Raw genomic sequence first — 16,525 nt, 5'->3', positions numbered from 1 at the left:
GGATTTTTTCATCCTTCAAGGCGCAACGACGGGCGCGTAGCCTTAGCTACGCAACCAGAGTTGGAACGCAGAAGGATGGAAAAAGCCGCCGTCCAGAATATGCGAAACCAACTGGTTAGGTACTTATTCTGTTTATTTCATCGGGAGGTTACTGTCGGCATACAGGGCACAGACGTGATTGTGCCTGCCATATACTAAGGCAGGCATCGCAAAACCAGTGCCTTCTACAGCCTGCAGAGACGATAGGGTATCTCGTGAGATCCAGACAAATAGGACATATTCCTGAAAAAAGTTTTGTTGACAAGTAATCGGAAACAAATAAAGACGATATGTGCTCTATTCTTTGCGCGGTTAATCTAAATAATAATAATGATGGGTGTTCGTCATTACGATGATAAATTCTTATGTCATATGAAGTGTTAGCGATAAAACTTAATAAAAGACCAAATGAAATAATAACAAGATATTCATCATGAAAACTATTGCCCGGCTTAAGTAGATAGAAATTTGACAACCACAGAGTTGCTATCTCAGTTGCACGTAAAGGTAGCCTGAAATTATCATAATATGACGAGAGAAAGGTTAATAAATTTAATAGTTCAGTCGAAATGCTCTGTTCGTAATCTTCATATGAAGTGGTGTAGTTGGAATTTATAGATTCATCATCATACATATTATCTTGAGAGCCATAAGAAACACCATAAGATAGCATTAAGATGAATATCACTAAATTGCGAAAATATAACATATTTATTGTGTAGGAGTTTTAGGGGACACTCGGTCATGTTAGATTATGAAAAGCTATATCACAAAAAATCAACGCACTGCACCTGCTAGCAACCGCTTAATATAGCTGGGTCAAAAGATGCTCCAGCCAAAAGCCGTTCCGTTTCCGAAATGGGCATTCATTGAACAGGATGACCGCTATTATTCTTTATCATCAGTGGGTTACTGCCGACATACAGGGCAAAAAGGTGAATGTGCCAGCCATTGATTAAGGCAGTCTGCACAAAACAAATGTCTTCTACAACGTGCATATCGGAAAGGTAATCTTAAGGGCTCTAAACAAATAGGACATGATTCTGTGTAAATTTTTACTAAAAATATTAAGGGCTTTAAACAAAAAGAACATGCTCCTGTAACAATTACTACAAATGTTATGTGCTCCGTTGTTTGTGCAATGAATCTAGGTAAGAATAATAATGATCTTCCATGATTTTTAATATTCATGCTTATGTCGTATATAGCATGAAACAAAAAACTTGATCCAAAACTAAATGATAAAATTTCAGTATATATATTACGAGGAGGCTCTCTACCTATTTCAAATAGATGGATACTAAATAAAAGACATACGATTTCAACAGCACGCAGCGGTAGCCTGACTCCATCATAATAATATATTAAGAGACCGCTTAAGAAATTTAACAGGTTACTCGAAGCACTCTGTTCATGGTCTTCGTATGAAATAGTTTGGTTGGGATTTAGATATTCATCATTATAAGTATTATCTTGAGACCCGTAAGAAGCACCATAAGATATCAGTAAGAAAAACATCACTGACTTACATAAATAAAGCATATCTATTGTCTGGGAATTTTAGGGAACACTTGGTCATGGTAGATTACGAAAAGTCATATTACAAAAATCCAGCACGCTGCACCTGCGAGCAACGGCTGAATATGGCTGGATCAAAAGATGCTCCAGCCAAAAGTCGTTCCGTTTCCGAAATAGGCATTTATTGAACAGGCTGACCCGTATTCTCTTTAGTTCATTGGCGGGTTACTGACGACATACAGGGCAAAAAGGTGAATGCGCCCGCCATTGACCAATGCAGGCCGCACAAAACAAATGTCTTGCACAAGTTGCAAATTGGACAGGAAATCTTAAGGACTCTAAACAAATAGGACATGGTTCTGTGAAAAGTATTACTAACAAATGTTCGACAATTGCTAAAGACATTATGTGCTCTATTCTTTGTGCAATGAATTTGGCTAAGGATAATAATGAGATTCCATGATTTTTAACATTCATTCTCGTGTCGTATATACCATTAGCAAGATGGCTTGATGCAAGGCTATATGAAAAAATCATACGACATGTTTTAGGAGTTACTCTACGCATTTTAAATAGATATAAATCAAAAAAAACAACAGCTGCTATTTCAGCCGCACGTAGAGGCAGCCTGAACCCATCATAATATAAAGAGAGAGTGCTTAATAAATTTAACAGGTTACTCGAAAAACTCCCTTCGTAATCTTTATATGAAATAGTTTGGTTGGAATTTACATGTTCATCATTATAAGTATTATCTTGAGACCCATAAGAAGCACCATAAGATATGAACATGATAAATATTACTGATTTGTATAAATAAAGCATATTAATTGTGTGGTAATTTCACGGAGTACTCGGTCATGGTAGATTACGGAAGGTTGCGCAACAAACAATCCAGCACGCTGCACCTGCGAATATCCACTGAATGAACAGTCCTCTTACATCAATGCCTGCAGGGCCTGGCCCGGCTTGGCAATATTTTTCGCGAAATTGGCTAAACATAAAAATGTTTACTGGCGTGTACATTCTGTTTAAGGCAGGTATAATCACGTTCCAAGGCTGGTCGGGCGAATATAATTTTTAAAGACATTTATTTGTTATGGACACTGAGTCAGTCTTGATCTCGACTGCCTGTGGTAACCTTCTTGATGACTCATACGATCTTTGATACTCCCATTATTAATACTCTCTTTCGTTTAATCTCTACTCTGGGTTTGAAGCTTGCGGGCTGGAAGTTGTCGGGTAAAAAGCCGGATGCTCGAAAGTACGTCCTTATTGCTGCTCCCCATACCAGTAACTGGGACTTTATTCTGGTGATTGCCATTGCCTTTAAATTCGGTCTCAAGATTTCCTGGATGGGCAAGAGCAATCTTTTTAAAGGCCCCATGGGCCCCATAATGCGCTGGATGGGCGGCATACCTGTGGAGCGAAGCCGTAATACCGGACTGGTGCAGCAAGTTGTCAACCGGTTTAATGCTTCCGAGGATCTTATCGTTACCATTCCTCCCGAGGGAACGCGCAGCAAGGTGGGCCAATGGAAAAGTGGTTTTTACCATGTTGCGGTTGGAGCCGGTGTCCCCATTGCTCTGGGATTTCTGGATTTTAAAACCAGAGTGGGAGGTTTCGGCCCCATGTTCTTCCCTTCGGATCACTATGAGAGTGACCTGAAAAAAATTCAGCACTTCTACCAGGGGATGACGGGCAAAAGGCCTCACAGGTTCTGAAAGGAGCCCGCAGTGTTCTTCGCGCGTTTTGCGTAGCTGAGGTCAATGGCTGCAAATAGTAACGAGTAGTTGTAAATCCTCCTGTCCTATCGGCTAAATACAGGGAGGTTGCTTGAAATACAGCTATCTATGTTGAGCGAATAGCGATAGAATAATCGACCTTTTGTGGAAGGGCTGTTAACAAGACCTTCCAGGGAGACTGGCCGAGAATGCTCTGCAGGCGTTCCCGGGCTGCCTCCCAGATGTCCTGGTACTCCGTTTACCTCTGTGATCGGTTTGCATATTGAACTCTCATCGGATGCCGATCCTGTCAGTTCTTTCGAGATCTTCAACGAAGTCATGGACACCCAACTGCCATGAGTGAGAAGGCCACCGCCTGTTTGTGAACCCGGTGGCCGGAACATGGTTAATAATCACTGCGCGTTACGAAAAGGACCGTGCGGTGGATCAGTGTGCATGGGAGCCTGTTTGCAGGCTCAGGTCGCAAGGTCCGAAAAGAACGATCAACGTTTTCATTGAATTATTCAAGCTAAGCAATCACTTGTCTGACTCTCTGAAATCTGTCCTGTTCCACAGAACATGGTGACCGACTTTCTACCCGCGACTGGCCCATGGGTGATTCTCACGGCTTAAGACCGGCACTACCCCGTCGGCTGCCTGTCAGAGTATCTAAAGGGAGAACACTGATTGTATCAATGCCTAATTTTTTGGAGTACTTGATGTCTGACGACACAACCCCTGCTGAGTCAATAATTACCTTCGCTGAACTGCCTCTTTCCCCGGCAGTAATCAAGGCGGTACAGGATGTCGGTTATGAAACACCTTCTCCTATCCAGGCTCAGAGTATTCCCCGGATTCTTGAGGGCAGAGACCTGCTGGGTCTGGCTCAGACCGGTACTGGCAAAACTGCCGCGTTTGCCCTGCCTATGCTTTCCAGCCTGGATATGAAGGCCAATGATCCTCAGGTTCTGGTGCTGACACCTACGCGCGAACTGGCCATTCAGGTGGCTGAAGCTTTTCAGCGTTACGCGCGTCACATGAAGGGCTTTCACGTGCTGCCGGTTTACGGTGGGCAGGATATGCGTGGTCAGCTGAGAGGCCTCAAGCGTGGTGCTCATGTTATTGTAGGCACGCCGGGTCGTGTCATGGACCATATTCGCAGAGAGAGCCTCAAGCTGGATGCTTTGAAAGCAGTTGTTCTGGATGAAGCCGATGAAATGCTGCGCATGGGCTTTGTCGATGACATTGAATGGATCATGGAACAGACACCGGAAGAGCGTCAGGTGGCCCTGTTCTCTGCCACTATGCCCAGACAGATTCGCAAGATAGCGGATACGCACCTGAAGAATCCTGCCACTGTTGAGATTAAGGCGAAAACCGCCACTGTTGATACCATCACCCAGAAAGTCTGCATGGTCAGCGGCTTCCACAAGCTGGACGCACTGACACGAATCCTTGAAGTCGAACCTTTTGATGCCATGATAATCTTCGTGCGCACCAAAACTGCAACCGTAGAGCTGGCTGAAAAGCTCGAGGCCAGAGGCTTCGCTGCTGCTGCATTGAATGGTGACATGAGCCAGGGGCTGCGTGAAAAAGTAGTAGATCGACTGAAGAAAGGCTCTCTCGATATTCTGATCGCTACAGATGTTGCGGCCCGTGGTCTTGACGTTGAGCGAATGTCTCACGTTGTAAACTACGACATTCCTTATGATACAGAAGCTTATGTTCACCGTATTGGTCGTACTGGCCGTGCAGGTCGTCAGGGTGTTGCTATTCTTTTTGCTACGCACCGTGAGCGTCGTATGTTGCGAGCTATTGAACACGCCACTCGCCAGCGCATTGAAACTATGCGTCTGCCGTCTATGCGTGATGTTCGTGATATGCGCATTCGTGCCTTCAAGGAAGAAGTGGTGAAATCTCTGGAAATGGGCGAAGAGCTGGATGTATTTCGTGAAATCATTGCTGAGCTGGAAACCGAACATGCTCTGAGCCACGAAGATATGGCCGCTGTTCTCTGCTTTATGGCCCAGAAAGATCGTCCGTTCCCGGATGGTAAAGAGCCTGAGCGTCCACAGCGTGAGCGACGTGATCGTGGAGACAGAGGCGATCGTGGTGAGCGCGGTGCGCGTCCACGTCGTGATCGTAAAGAAGACAATGAAGGTATGGTTCGTTACCGTGTTGATGTAGGTCGCGATCAGGGCATTACCCCCGGAGACCTGGTCGGTGCGATTGCCAACGAAAGTAATATTTCAGGCAAGAATATCGGTCACATTCGCCTGTTTGACACCTGCTCTTCCGTCTACCTGCCAGAAGGTGTGGATGCTTCCATTCTGGATGCTCTGAAAAACGTCAAGGTCCGCAACAAGGCTCTGGATCTGAAAATCTGGGCTGATGACGGTCGTCGTGATCACAATCGTCCCCGACGTGGCCGTGGTCGTGATGGCGAAGGTTTCAGAAGAGATCGTGACAATCGTGGTGGGGACCGGCGTCAGGGTTCTCGCAGGCCTCGCCGTGAAGCATAAGTCAATCATCTTTCATTGATTATGAAAAAGCAGAAGTCTGGTACTTCTGCTTTTTTTTGGGTGGAGCACTGCAAAAAGACAATTAACAGACCACTAAAGGGCAGGTAGACTGTCAGGAAACAAAAATTAAAGAGGTCTCGCTTATGCTGTACGTAGCATTTTCTGGTTCGAAAGGGCGAGGAGTCTTTACACGTAAAAAGATTGAGCGAGATACAGTCATCGAGCGTTGCCCTGTTCTTGAATTGCCTCCTGAAGATCTTGAACACATTGATCAAACGACGATATACAACTACTACTTTTCCTGGGGTGAGGCAATGGATTCAGCCGCTATTGCTTTGGGGCTGGGTTCAATTTACAACCACTCTTATACACCCAATGCACTCTACCGATATGATATGGAAGATCGGGTGATTGAATTCATTGCCATTAAAAAAATTCGACCCAATGAAGAGATAACAATTAATTACAACGGCTCACCGAACGATCAATCACCTCTTTGGCAAGGAATTCAATGGGAGCCCTGAAAACCCAGCAGCCTGTCGGACTTAAGCGTCCGTAGTGGGGATTGCAAGAAACAGGGATTTTTAGACCAATTTATTGCAACCGCACGACTGCATGGATGCAGGAGCTAGAGAAACGCAGGAGCAGTTGCCGAGTAGGACAGTCTTAAGTCCGACAGGCTGCTAGGAGCCTGACCGAGAATGGCGTAACTAGATCCCCAGAGGCTCTCTAAAATTTCAGGATGAGCAAAAAACATCCAATTTTTGGTGTAATTTTGCTCATTTTTGCAAATTTAGGCCTTTTCACAGCCTTTATGCCGCTTTTTTAACCCCTTTTAAATTCTCAAGACGGATTGATCCCGTTGAAGCGGCCTTCACAAATTTTTTGAAATTGTGTGCCGTGCATACCAGTGAGAACTCTGCTTCTACCTTCTCTTTACCACGAAGGCTAAAACTCCTGAACCCTGAGTTTTTTATATGACCAAACGGTGGCTCTGCAATGACCTTACGACGCTCATAGATTGCTTTCGCACTGGCTGTCTCCATTTTCTTGTTCATACGTTGCCGCGCGGGCTCAAACTTGTCTGTGCGGATGACCCTGCCAGCATCCTTTTTTGAGCCACTGCATTGTGAACGGTAAACACACTTCCTGCATGCGTCCTTGTTCGCCCGGTAACTCTGCCTCTTGGCCTTGCTGTCTGGGTTAGTTATCAGCTTCTCCCCAGCCGGACAGATAAACACATCCATTTCTGCATCGTAGTCAAAATCTGCTTTGACAAACTTACGCTCAGAGTCCTTAAGCTGGGTATCTGCTGGCTTCTCTTTTCTGTCGGTGGCTATGTAGCCATCTATTTCATGCTTATCCAGCACATGCAGGTTTGGCCCTGAGAAATAACCATTATCCATGCTCACCTTATCCACAACAGCACCATCGGTTGTCTCAGACAGTGCTTCCAAAGCAGGCTCTGCCTCCTGAACATCATTGGCTTGCTGGCTGATGTGCTGGCCGACGATGATCTGATTATCAGCATCTACGGTGATTTGAGCATTGTAGCTGTACTCACAGTAACTTTTCTTGCTCATGATCCGGGCATCATGGTCTGCAAAGCTTATCTGCCTTTTGTCGTCAATAGGCTCATCAGGGTTCAGGGCTTTTTCGCGTTCTTCAAGGGCTTCTTTGGCCGCTTTGATTTTTTTCAGACGCTCCTCTTTAAACTGGAGGTCTTCAGGAATGCTGTAGCCGTTGCTTGCTTTGTAGGCGTCGTCTTCTTCCTGGTCGCACTGACTGGCTTTTTTGATCAGCTCATCCACTTCTGCACTGAGTTCTGCCTCTTTAGCCTTGAGCCTTCCGTAGGTCATGGCCTTGTGCTTTGAGCTGTTGGCTTTGAACTTGGAGCCATCCAGGCTGATATGGCCCAGTGATGCCATTTTGAGCTCCATGGCCAGTTTGACGGACTGTTTGAAGCAGTCATGAAAAAACGACAGATTTTCCTTACGAAAATCTCCCAGAACCCTGAAATTTGGGCAGTTCATTTGTGAGATATACATGAACGCCAGATCTTGTCGACACCGTCGCTCAATCTGACGGGAGCTGAAAACACCATGGCTATAGGCGTAGATCAGAATAGCGACAATGAGCTTTGGAGGGTAAGCGTGCTGACCAAGGTGGTGATATTTTTTTTCAACCTCAGACGTATCGATGTTCTGAAAAATGCTTTCATAAACGAAACAATCATGGTCTTTGGGAAGCAGGTCGAAAATGTTGGTTGGGAACAGCAGATGCTGGTCAAACTCAACAGGGCTGTCCTTGAATTTTGGTGGTGGTGACATCTGGCATCATCGGAGTTGGTTTAAGGCTTATCATAACAGATAAGCCTATTCTCGGTCTAATGGGATGGTCCGCCCCTCCTAAACGGCTTCAAATGAGCCAAAATGGAGTTAACCATTTAAACAGGATTAACCGGAGCGAACCACCCATGACTATTTCAGTACTTGGTATCGATATTGGCAAGAACAACTTTCACCTGTTTGGTGTTGATGAGCAGGGTAGCAAAGTCATCAGAAAGAAGTCGTCCAGGAAGAACCTTCTAGAGTACGTGGCAAATCTGGAGCCATGCATTATCGCTATGGAAGCTTGTGGTGGTGCTCACTATTTGGCTCGGTTATTCAAGAACTATGAGCATACTGTCAAGCTGATTTCACCTCAATTTGTCAAGCCTTATGTCAAGACCAACAAAAATGACTACAACGATGCTGAAGCGATTGCAGAAGCAGCTTCACGGCCCAGCATGCGTTTTGTACCTGTTAAAACGTCAGAGCAGCAGGCCTGGCAACTTCTGCACCGCTATCGTCAACAAGCGGTTGATCAGAGAACTGCCCTGGTTAACCAGATCCGGGGGTCACTATTGGAAGAAGGTATTGTAGTTGCCCAGGGTATTGGTAAAGTTCGTGCACAGCTTCCACGAATTCTGGAAGATGCTGAAAATGGACTCCATTCGCTGACTCGTGAGCTGCTACATGGTTTATCAGAAGAGTTGGCCAGTCTTGACAAGCGTATTCAACAGTATGACCAGAAAATTCAGGAGCTAGCAAAAAACGACGACGAATGTCGTCGAATGATGACTATGCCGGGTATCGGAGCCATCACTGCCACAGCATTGAAGGCAGCCATTGGTGATGCGACGTATTTTAAATCTGGTCGACACCTTGCCGCATGGATGGGATTAGTTCCAAGACAGCATTCCACAGGCGGTAAGTCAGTCCTGCTGGGCATCAGTAAACGGGGTGATAAATACCTGCGCACATTATTGATACACGGCGCACGTTCGGTACTCCACTGCCTCAAAAATAAGGATGACCGCTGTAAAAAATGGGTTAGCCAACTTAATGAGCGCAGCAATCACAACGTTGCCGCCGTTGGTCTGGCTAATAAAATGGCTCGGATTGTCTGGGTCATCATGACCCGAAATGAAGTTTACAAGGCTGCATAATGAAGTAAAGGCGGCAGCGGCAAAGTAAAGCATAAGCTTAATCAAAGGGGACCCCCCCGCAGATTGCGATGAGCATGTACAGTTGATGGCAAACAGGTAAAAACCGGCAACCTGAAACCTGATAGGAGCCTTGACCCTTGAGGCCGTCGGACTGATAAGGCCAGGTTGCGCGGATACCCATCAGGGCCAGAGGGTTAGACCTCATGAATAGGCCGTATATATGATTGCAGTTATCTTTGTTTGCTAATTAACAAAACAGGCTCTTGCAAAACGGGGCGGACCATATAAGGCTCCTAGGAGCCTGACCGAGAATAGCGCCCGTAGCGAGGACGGCAGAAAATTGAGGATGAAAATTCGGTTTTGTGAGGAGAATAGCGAGCTATTTGACGAACAAAAGCGGATTTTCAGACCAATTTGCTGTCGCCGCAGTAGGGCAGTCTATTCTCGGTCAGGCTCCTAGACACCTGAATTCAGGTGTCGTCAGTTAGCGTGATTGATTTATGTCGTGAATCATTTGGCTGCTACACTTAGTGATGTTTTACCTTGAGGTGGTCAGCCAGACGAGTATCGGTCGATGTTCTACTGTTTGCTACTTCTTTGTCGTGTATAGGTGGCGCTTCTATCCGGGTTAATGATGTCACTTCATTCGTGGGTTTCATTAGGATGCTGTATCTTTGTATCGATCCGTATTCCGTATATAGCTCCGTATTTTGTGTCAGGCCTTGGTAATAAAGGTTTCTGGCGGTTTTCAATGAGCAGCTTCAGGGTTTATGTTCAGGCTTTTATGCCGGGGCAGAAATCAAGAACCGTCTCACGTGAGGTATAAGGTAGAATCATGAGAAGCATGGGCCGTTATGTTCTGGTGCTGGCAGCAGGAGGTTTTCTTGTTGCCTGTAGTACACCGGACAAGAGTGTGGTGGTAACACCCACCGACGTTGAGGGTAAGACCTGGGTGCTGCGTTCCCTGAATGGCGTGCCACCGGTTAATGGCAAAAGAGTCACTCTTGAGTTTCAATCTGCTTCTGGCAAGGATGGTCAAATCAGTGGTCGTGGCCCTTGTAACGGTTACTTTGGCAGCTATACGATGCAACAGGATGAGTTGCAGTTTGGCAGAGTAGGTTCCACTATGATGGCCTGCCCGGAACCTTACATGAAACAGGAAATGGCTTATTTCAAAGGGCTTCAGCAGGTTGACACCATGATGTCCAACGGCCTGGTAATGACTCTGAAGGGGCGTCACAATGATGAGACGATGACGTTTTTTGCAGAGAGTGCCAAAGTGAGAGGGATCATCAAATCATCCACAGGCAGTTTCCCGGCTGGCGCAGATGTTCTGATTTTGATGAAAGATATCAGCAATAAGGATAAGCATTCGAATCTGATTGGTGAGAAAAAAATCAAGCTGAATCAGCGTGTTGATGGACCCTTAAAATTTGATGTTCCTTATGCGCCTTCACTGATTCAGCCAAACCGTACGTATTCTGTCTCTGTAGAAGTCAGACAAAATGGAAAACTGGTTTCCCACACTACTTCTAACAAAATAATTGATTTCTCCAGACCTCTGGAATTCAAAGGTCAGTGATCACGGGCTGAAAGTCAGGTTCAGAATTTCAGCCAGACAATAACCTGAACTCGCCCTCCTTTCTTTTGCAACCCTCTATCCCCTTCAGCAAATTCACTTTGCTGAAGGGGACTGCAAATATGATTTTATGAAGTCACTGCTCGCTCCTTAGGAGCCTGTCGCGAAACTCTGGTTCCCATGCTTTTAGGTCCTCTGGGTCCCTGCGTGGGAACGAGTTGCAAAGCAACATTAAAGCTATCCTGCTGCTGATCCTCTGGTCCGGGTCTGGCTGAAAACAGGCTTGCCAACCAGAAGAGTCTTTCTTTTCACATGACAGCGCAAAGCAGGAAACGCTCTCTTAATTGACCTTAAATGTGATAGGTTTAGCGCTTTCATTTCACTGTTAAAGCACATCAAGGAGGTTCCATTATGCAGTTTCGTCCCTGTATTGACCTGCACGAAGGCAAGGTAAAACAGATAGTGGGAAGCTCTCTGCGTGATGGTGATAATTCGGCTCTGGTGAATTTTGAAAGTGACCGCTCTGCGGCTGATTTTGCGGATCTTTATCGGCAGAAACAATTAACGGGTGGTCATGTCATAAAACTCGGGCCCGGCAATGAGGATGCCGCCGCTTCTGCCCTGTCAGCATGGCCCGGAGGTCTTCAGATTGGCGGCGGTATTACAGCAGACAATGCTGTTCGGTATCTGGATATGGGTGCCTCACATGTCATCGTGACCTCCTACGTTTTCAAAGATGGTCAGATAGATTTTGATAATCTGGACAAATTACTCGCTGCAATAGGCCGTGAGCGTCTGGTGCTGGATCTTTCCTGTAAGAAAAAAGATGATGACTATTTTATTGTGACGGATCGCTGGCAGAGGTTTACCGATACCCGGATCAATGCTGAGACATTGAATAGGCTGGCTCATTATTGTGATGAGTTTCTTGTTCATGCGGCATCGGTTGAAGGTTTGATGGCAGGGCCTGACCTGGAACTGGTTTCCCTGCTGGCTCAATATTCACCTGTTCCTGTGACCTATGCGGGAGGCATTGCCACTCTGGAAGACATTGAAGCAGTCAGAAAAGCCGGTAACGGTCAGGTACACATTACCATAGGTAGCGCCCTGGATATTTTTGGTGGTTCGCTGGCATTTATGGATGTAGTCGCGCGCTGTAAAACCGATTAAGCCGCAGGTTTGACGTTCATGCCGGGTGGTTCTGAATTATCCGTTTTGGATATTTCTGCTCAACGTTTCAAGAGTACTCGATAATGCAGTGAGGCATGTTAAATTGTTTTTTTTGGGAAAATGAGTCGAAGAAGCTTATCAAAGGCTCCTAACAGAAAAAGAGAGAAAGATCACTCTATAAATTCTTGTTAATTCTTGTCTATCCTTGGTGTTTGGAAAGGAAACGATGAATTAACACATGAACAGTCAAACACTGGGAAGCACTCTGCTGGTAGCAGGTACATCAATTGGAGCAGGTATGCTGGCCTTGCCTCTGGTTTCTGCTGCTACGGGTATCTGGTCAGGAATTCTGCTGATGATGTTAATGGCCTCACTTGCCTGCTATGGAGGTTTGCTGATCGCCGAGGCCTGCCGTGCCGTGCCAGAGGCTGATAATCTTCATGGTGTGGTGGGACGGCTGCTGGGGAAACCCGGTCAGGCAGTCGCTATTCTGGCCATGCTGTTTCTGTATTACTCACTCTGTTCAGCCTATATCACAGCCGGCGCAGGGCAAGCGGTCGCCATCACTCAAAAAATGGGGCTGGCTCTCAGTTTTTCTCAGTCAGCTACGTTAGTGGCAGTGATTATTGCTGTAATGGTGGTTGTCGGGACGGTCGTGGTGGACTACGCCAATCGAGCAATGTTCTTTCTGATGATGATGTTAATGATGTTCATCATGGTGCTTTTATTGCCAGAAGCTGAAGCCAAAAATCTCACCCTTGGGGTCGGTCAACCCGGTATGCTCTTTGCTGCTTTGCCAGTACTTTACACCTCATTCGGATATCATTGTGCAGTACCCACAGTCGTGCGGTATGTAAAAGGCAAGCCTGGAGATTTTCGTATGGCACTGGTGTTGGGCAGTATCGTGCCCCTTCTGGTCTATTCCCTCTGGCAGTTTGCCACCAACGGCACTTTGTCATCGAGTCTGATCAATAACCTGCAGGGCAGTCCGGATGCTGTCGACCAGCTTATCAACAGCATTGGAGAAGCCAGCCATTATTCCGGCTTTAACCATCTTATCAGTGCTTTTACAGCCTGTGCGCTGGGCACTTCGTTTCTGGGGGTAGCCATTGGTCTCTTTGATTATCTGGCTGAAGTCAGTAAGAGACCTGATACCATCATCGGTCGTATTCAAACTGTCTGTTTGACTCTGGGGCTGCCGTTGCTGGTGGCGGTTTTTTTTCCGGGAGGCTTTGTGACGACTTTGGGTTATGCTGCAGTAGCTTTGGTGATTCTGGCGGTCTTTCTTCCCGTCATGCTGGTCTGGGAAGTGCGAAAGGAGCGTCTTGAAGAGCCCTATCAGGTTGCCGGAGGCAATCCGTTGCTGGTCATCATGTGTTTGATCGGGCTGGCCGTGATTCTTGCCCAGGCAGGTATTGTTTCCGGCTGGCTGCCAGCCCTGGATTCCTGATCCGTTTTTGAGAATCCGTAGTCTTGATAACTCAAATGTTTTTAGCTGGTTCTTTAGCATTGATCCGATTACTATCGTTCCGTCAAACAAGAAATGTAGGAACCCCTCATGTTACGAAAAGCACTTCTGACAGCTTCTGCACTGCTTATCCCTGTTCTGTCTTTTGCCAGTGGATACGTTGGTGAGTGGTACACCGTTAACGAAGAAACCAATAAAAAGGAATCTCTGGTGACTATCTGGCAAGAAGGTGATCAGCTGAAAGGTAAGATTGTGGAGATCCTTGATCCTGCTTCCAGAGATGCGGTCTGTGAAAAATGCAAAGGCGACAAAAAGAACCAAAAGATAGAAGGGATGACTTTTCTTTGGGGAATGAAAAAAGATGGTTCTAAATACGACAACGGAAATGTTCTCGATCCGAAGTCAGGTAGAGTATACAGCGGCAGCATGAAGTTGATTGACGGGGGGCAAAAACTTGAGCTGAGGGGGTATCTGGGCTTTTCATTGTTGGGTCGAACTTCGGTTTGGGTGAAGGCTGATTAGTCGCAATTGCCTTAGGTCTCAGAGGCTCCCATTACCCGGCAGTAATGACTGCCGGGTAGAAGTTGTATCATTTGTACTGACTGAAGAGTTCGGCTTTGTCTTCTTTTTCCTGCTTCAGAGTCATTGCCAGGAACAGAATCGCCATGACGCAGGCAGCCAGAATCAGCATAAAGCCACCACTCCAGCCCATCGCATCAACAATAACTCCCATAGCCAGGTTGGCAAAGAGAGCGCCACCGAGATAACCAAACAGGCCGGTCAGGCCAGTGGCGGTTCCGGTTGCCTTCTTGGGGGCTGAATCAGCGGCCTGGAGACCTACCAGCACAACGGGGCCATAGATCAGGAAGCCCACAAATATCAGGCAGAGATTATCAATCATCGGGTGTCCAGCCGGGTTCTGCCAGTAAATGACAATGGCAACACAGACCAGTGCCATCATCCACATACTGACAGGGGCACGACAGCCTCTGAAGAAACGGTCACTGGCCCAGCCACAGAGCAGGATGCCGGGAATGCCGGCAAACTCATAGAGGAAATAGGCCAGACCGCTTTGAGCCATTGAGAAACCTTTCACTTCTTTCAGGTAAGTTGGCGCCCAATCCAGTACTCCGTAACGAACCAGATAAACGAAGACATTAGCCAGCGAGAGATACCAGAGCAATTTATTGTTAAATACATATTTGAAAAAGATCTCTTTGGCCGACATCTCCTGCTCATGGTGCTGCTCGTCATAGGATTTAAGCTTGTCACCAGTCCATGCTTCGATACTGGGCAGGCCACAGGACTGAGGAGTATCTCTTAATAAGGTCCAGGTGATACCGGCCAGGACGAGGGCTACGACTCCGTGGAACCAGAGCTGTGATTGCCAGTCACCAAACAGATAGACCGCAAAAATAGCCATGGGACCTACCAGACCGGCTCCCAGGTTGTGAGAAGTATTCCAGTAAGCCCATTTAACGCCCCTCTCTCTTACAGAGAACCAGTGTGTCATGACTCTGCTGCCAGCCGGATAGCCCATACCCTGAAACCAGCCATTGAGAAACAGCAGGGCAAACATGGAAGTGACTGTGGTGGTGGCAAAAGGAACGGTTCCCATAAAGATCATGGTCAGGGCCGAGAGAATCAGGCCAATACTCATGAATTTCCGAGCGTCACTGCGATCAGAGAGGTTGCCCATAAGAAACTTGCTGAAGCCGTAGGCAAAAGAGACCGCTGAGAGAGCCAGACCCAGTTCGGACTTGGTAAAACCCTGCTCAATCAGGTCGGGCATGGCCAGAGAGAAATTTTTGCGAATCAGGTAATAAGCGGCATAGCCAACAATGATGCCTAACAAAACCTGTATACGAAGTTTTTTATAAGTTTCATCAACTTCTTTGGACGCAATCTGCTCTTGATGAGCAGGAGGACTGAGAAAGCTCAGCATAGGAAGTACTCCCTAATTTATTCGTTATAGCCATTTATCCCGAACAAGAGCTCGTTCGGGCGGCCAAGAGCTTCGGCAAACATTCCTTTGGCCGGCAATTGGGTTCACGGCTGAATGATCGAACAGCTTTGCTCTGATTTCAGTGAGCATCATTTTTACAGGTAACTGGCAAAACGATGGTTAGACTCACCGGTATCAAAAAAGAAAAGCCGCTTTATTAAGTCCCACAAACTCTGTTCAAAGATGTTCCTGTGGGAGGCTAGCAACTGTTAATTCCAGTTCAGATTTGTGATTTAGCAAGTCGAAAGCCCAAAAAAACTTAATATCAGAATGAAGTTCTTTAAATAGAACTTTCGTTTTGTTTTATAGTGCTAACCTGCCCAGTGCGGTAAACTGCTGTTGTTTATCTTTTTTGTGCAGGTTTCATGAACTGGTTCGTTTATATCATTCTGGCAAGCAACAACAGTCTGTATACCGGCATTACTACCAATGTCGAGCGGCGCTGGAAAGAACACTCAGGCAAAAAGAAAGGCGGCGCCCGATTTTTTAATGGTAAAAAACCTGCTGCCCTGATGTATCTGGAAGCAGGTCATAACCGTTCAACCGCTGGCAGACGGGAAGCCGCCATTAAAAAAATGACTCGCACTCAGAAGGAGGCTCTGCTGAAAGAAAAGCAAAACATTGCTTCCAACTATGCTGAAGTCCTTCCGGTCGAAGCCAGGCTTTGATCCGCAGAAATTTCTCACCCTGTCAGAATGCGCCTAAACCAATAAAATACATCGACATCAAAAGCGTCAATGCCGGTAAGTCATAAAGTGAGCTTGCCTTACTGATGTATTCATACTTAAAGCTACCCACATTGATAGACAGTTTTGATTTCCATAACCGCGCAGGACTGTACTCCGGTGATGCCTCAAATCGATAAACGTCGCCATTTTGGTATTCGGGTTTCAGTATCGTCAGGCGCTCACCGACTTTCTGACATAACCAGCTATCGACAATGTTTCCTTTGTCGTTCAGAAGACTGATTTTTGTGTTGGGTTCTTTACACAGTGCAACCACCGGGTAAT

Annotated in this window: 16 protein-coding genes; 9 read left to right on the top strand and 7 right to left on the bottom strand. The window is 46.4% G+C overall.

Going from position 1 to position 16,525, the window contains the following annotated elements; genetic code table 11:
* Window positions 1-148 precede the first annotated feature (148 nt).
* The 3 genes from ACOMG9_RS20010 to ACOMG9_RS20000 all read right to left on the bottom strand — a co-directional run bounded on the left by ACOMG9_RS20010 (window position 149) and on the right by ACOMG9_RS20000 (window position 2,349).
* Window positions 149-673 carry an RING finger domain-containing protein gene (locus ACOMG9_RS20010; protein WP_494530398.1) on the bottom strand — a complete coding sequence of 175 codons (525 nt, stop codon included), beginning with the start codon at window positions 671-673 and terminating at the stop codon, window positions 149-151.
* A gap of 275 nt (window positions 674-948) precedes the next feature.
* Window positions 949-1,230 carry an RING finger domain-containing protein gene (locus ACOMG9_RS20005; protein ID WP_448218664.1) on the bottom strand — a complete coding sequence of 94 codons (282 nt, stop codon included), beginning with the start codon at window positions 1,228-1,230 and terminating at the stop codon, window positions 949-951.
* A gap of 552 nt (window positions 1,231-1,782) precedes the next feature.
* Window positions 1,783-2,349 (bottom strand): RING finger domain-containing protein, encoded by a 567-nt coding sequence (locus tag ACOMG9_RS20000; RefSeq protein WP_448218186.1) that lies wholly within the window; start codon window positions 2,347-2,349, stop codon window positions 1,783-1,785.
* A gap of 356 nt (window positions 2,350-2,705) precedes the next feature.
* Here ACOMG9_RS20000 and ACOMG9_RS19995 point away from each other — a divergent pair, with 356 nt between their 5' ends.
* The 3 genes from ACOMG9_RS19995 (at window position 2,706) to ACOMG9_RS19985 (ending at window position 6,327) form a co-directional block, all read left to right on the top strand.
* The gene (locus ACOMG9_RS19995) at window positions 2,706-3,281 is read left to right on the top strand and encodes a lysophospholipid acyltransferase family protein (RefSeq protein WP_422135205.1); all 576 of its coding nucleotides are present in this window, start codon (window positions 2,706-2,708) and stop codon (window positions 3,279-3,281) included.
* Window positions 3,282-4,000: 719 nt separating this feature from the next.
* Window positions 4,001-5,803, top strand: coding sequence for a DEAD/DEAH box helicase (locus ACOMG9_RS19990; protein ID WP_448218185.1), 1,803 nt, complete (start codon window positions 4,001-4,003; stop codon window positions 5,801-5,803).
* Between the two features lie 143 nt (window positions 5,804-5,946).
* A complete protein-coding gene (locus tag ACOMG9_RS19985) occupies window positions 5,947-6,327 on the top strand; it encodes an SET domain-containing protein (protein WP_422135203.1) in 381 nt (126 codons plus the stop codon).
* Window positions 6,328-6,615: 288 nt separating this feature from the next.
* Here ACOMG9_RS19985 and ACOMG9_RS19980 read toward each other — a convergent pair whose 3' ends face one another.
* Window positions 6,616-8,133: an IS1182 family transposase gene (locus ACOMG9_RS19980; protein ID WP_448216038.1), complete on the bottom strand. Its 1,518-nt coding sequence runs from the start codon at window positions 8,131-8,133 to the stop codon at window positions 6,616-6,618.
* A 146-nt stretch (window positions 8,134-8,279) separates the two neighbouring features.
* On the opposite strand from ACOMG9_RS19980, the gene ACOMG9_RS19975 reads away from it, so the two are divergent.
* Window positions 8,280-9,293, top strand: coding sequence for an IS110 family RNA-guided transposase (locus tag ACOMG9_RS19975; protein ID WP_448215063.1), 1,014 nt, complete (start codon window positions 8,280-8,282; stop codon window positions 9,291-9,293).
* A gap of 527 nt (window positions 9,294-9,820) precedes the next feature.
* On the opposite strand, the gene ACOMG9_RS19970 is transcribed toward ACOMG9_RS19975, so the two are convergent.
* On the bottom strand, window positions 9,821-9,952 hold the full coding sequence (locus tag ACOMG9_RS19970) for a hypothetical protein (RefSeq protein WP_422135202.1): 132 nt from the start codon (window positions 9,950-9,952) through the stop codon (window positions 9,821-9,823).
* 176 nt (window positions 9,953-10,128) lie between these two features.
* Between ACOMG9_RS19970 and ACOMG9_RS19965 the strand changes: the two genes are divergently transcribed.
* The 4 genes from ACOMG9_RS19965 (at window position 10,129) to ACOMG9_RS19950 (ending at window position 14,032) form a co-directional block, all read left to right on the top strand.
* Entirely contained in the window at window positions 10,129-10,875 is a 747-nt protein-coding gene (locus tag ACOMG9_RS19965) for an META domain-containing protein (protein ID WP_448218184.1), read from the top strand.
* 408 nt (window positions 10,876-11,283) lie between these two features.
* Entirely contained in the window at window positions 11,284-12,042 is a 759-nt protein-coding gene (gene hisA / locus ACOMG9_RS19960; protein ID WP_422135200.1) for a phosphoribosylformimino-5-aminoimidazole carboxamide ribotide isomerase, read from the top strand.
* A gap of 238 nt (window positions 12,043-12,280) precedes the next feature.
* Complete coding sequence (locus ACOMG9_RS19955) at window positions 12,281-13,492, top strand: aromatic amino acid transport family protein (RefSeq protein ID WP_494529282.1); 1,212 nt, start codon at window positions 12,281-12,283, stop codon at window positions 13,490-13,492.
* Window positions 13,493-13,600: 108 nt separating this feature from the next.
* On the top strand, window positions 13,601-14,032 hold the full coding sequence (locus ACOMG9_RS19950; RefSeq protein ID WP_448218182.1) for a DUF2147 domain-containing protein: 432 nt from the start codon (window positions 13,601-13,603) through the stop codon (window positions 14,030-14,032).
* A gap of 67 nt (window positions 14,033-14,099) precedes the next feature.
* Here ACOMG9_RS19950 and pgtP read toward each other — a convergent pair whose 3' ends face one another.
* On the bottom strand, window positions 14,100-15,455 hold the full coding sequence (gene pgtP, locus ACOMG9_RS19945) for a phosphoglycerate transporter protein PgtP (RefSeq protein WP_448218181.1): 1,356 nt from the start codon (window positions 15,453-15,455) through the stop codon (window positions 14,100-14,102).
* 425 nt (window positions 15,456-15,880) lie between these two features.
* Here pgtP and ACOMG9_RS19940 point away from each other — a divergent pair, with 425 nt between their 5' ends.
* Window positions 15,881-16,183: a GIY-YIG nuclease family protein gene (locus ACOMG9_RS19940; protein WP_422138829.1), complete on the top strand. Its 303-nt coding sequence runs from the start codon at window positions 15,881-15,883 to the stop codon at window positions 16,181-16,183.
* A 22-nt stretch (window positions 16,184-16,205) separates the two neighbouring features.
* Here the strand turns inward: ACOMG9_RS19940 and ACOMG9_RS19935 are convergent, their stop codons facing one another.
* Window positions 16,206-16,517 (bottom strand): hypothetical protein, encoded by a 312-nt coding sequence (locus ACOMG9_RS19935; protein ID WP_448218180.1) that lies wholly within the window; start codon window positions 16,515-16,517, stop codon window positions 16,206-16,208.
* Window positions 16,518-16,525: the final 8 nt, after the last annotated feature.

This window comes from Endozoicomonas sp. PH6C, assembly GCF_059322965.1.
Note: the sequence above shows the minus strand (reverse complement) of the source record. Positions and strands in the feature narration are given on the sequence as shown.

Coding starts and splice junctions, on each gene's coding strand:
- ACOMG9_RS19965 (WP_448218184.1), top strand. CDS start 10,129: ATGAGAAGCATGGGCCGTTATGTTCTGGTGCTGGCAGCAGGAGGTTTT.
- ACOMG9_RS19970 (WP_422135202.1), bottom strand. CDS start 9,952: ATGAAACCCACGAATGAAGTGACATCATTAACCCGGATAGAAGCGCCA.
- pgtP (WP_448218181.1), bottom strand. CDS start 15,455: ATGCTGAGCTTTCTCAGTCCTCCTGCTCATCAAGAGCAGATTGCGTCC.
- ACOMG9_RS19975 (WP_448215063.1), top strand. CDS start 8,280: ATGACTATTTCAGTACTTGGTATCGATATTGGCAAGAACAACTTTCAC.
- ACOMG9_RS19940 (WP_422138829.1), top strand. CDS start 15,881: ATGAACTGGTTCGTTTATATCATTCTGGCAAGCAACAACAGTCTGTAT.
- ACOMG9_RS19995 (WP_422135205.1), top strand. CDS start 2,706: ATGACTCATACGATCTTTGATACTCCCATTATTAATACTCTCTTTCGT.
- ACOMG9_RS20005 (WP_448218664.1), bottom strand. CDS start 1,230: ATGAATATTAAAAATCATGGAAGATCATTATTATTCTTACCTAGATTC.
- ACOMG9_RS20010 (WP_494530398.1), bottom strand. CDS start 673: ATGTATGATGATGAATCTATAAATTCCAACTACACCACTTCATATGAA.
- ACOMG9_RS19955 (WP_494529282.1), top strand. CDS start 12,281: ATGAACAGTCAAACACTGGGAAGCACTCTGCTGGTAGCAGGTACATCA.
- ACOMG9_RS19980 (WP_448216038.1), bottom strand. CDS start 8,133: ATGTCACCACCACCAAAATTCAAGGACAGCCCTGTTGAGTTTGACCAG.
- ACOMG9_RS19985 (WP_422135203.1), top strand. CDS start 5,947: ATGCTGTACGTAGCATTTTCTGGTTCGAAAGGGCGAGGAGTCTTTACA.
- hisA (WP_422135200.1), top strand. CDS start 11,284: ATGCAGTTTCGTCCCTGTATTGACCTGCACGAAGGCAAGGTAAAACAG.
- ACOMG9_RS20000 (WP_448218186.1), bottom strand. CDS start 2,349: ATGTTCATATCTTATGGTGCTTCTTATGGGTCTCAAGATAATACTTAT.
- ACOMG9_RS19990 (WP_448218185.1), top strand. CDS start 4,001: ATGTCTGACGACACAACCCCTGCTGAGTCAATAATTACCTTCGCTGAA.
- ACOMG9_RS19950 (WP_448218182.1), top strand. CDS start 13,601: ATGTTACGAAAAGCACTTCTGACAGCTTCTGCACTGCTTATCCCTGTT.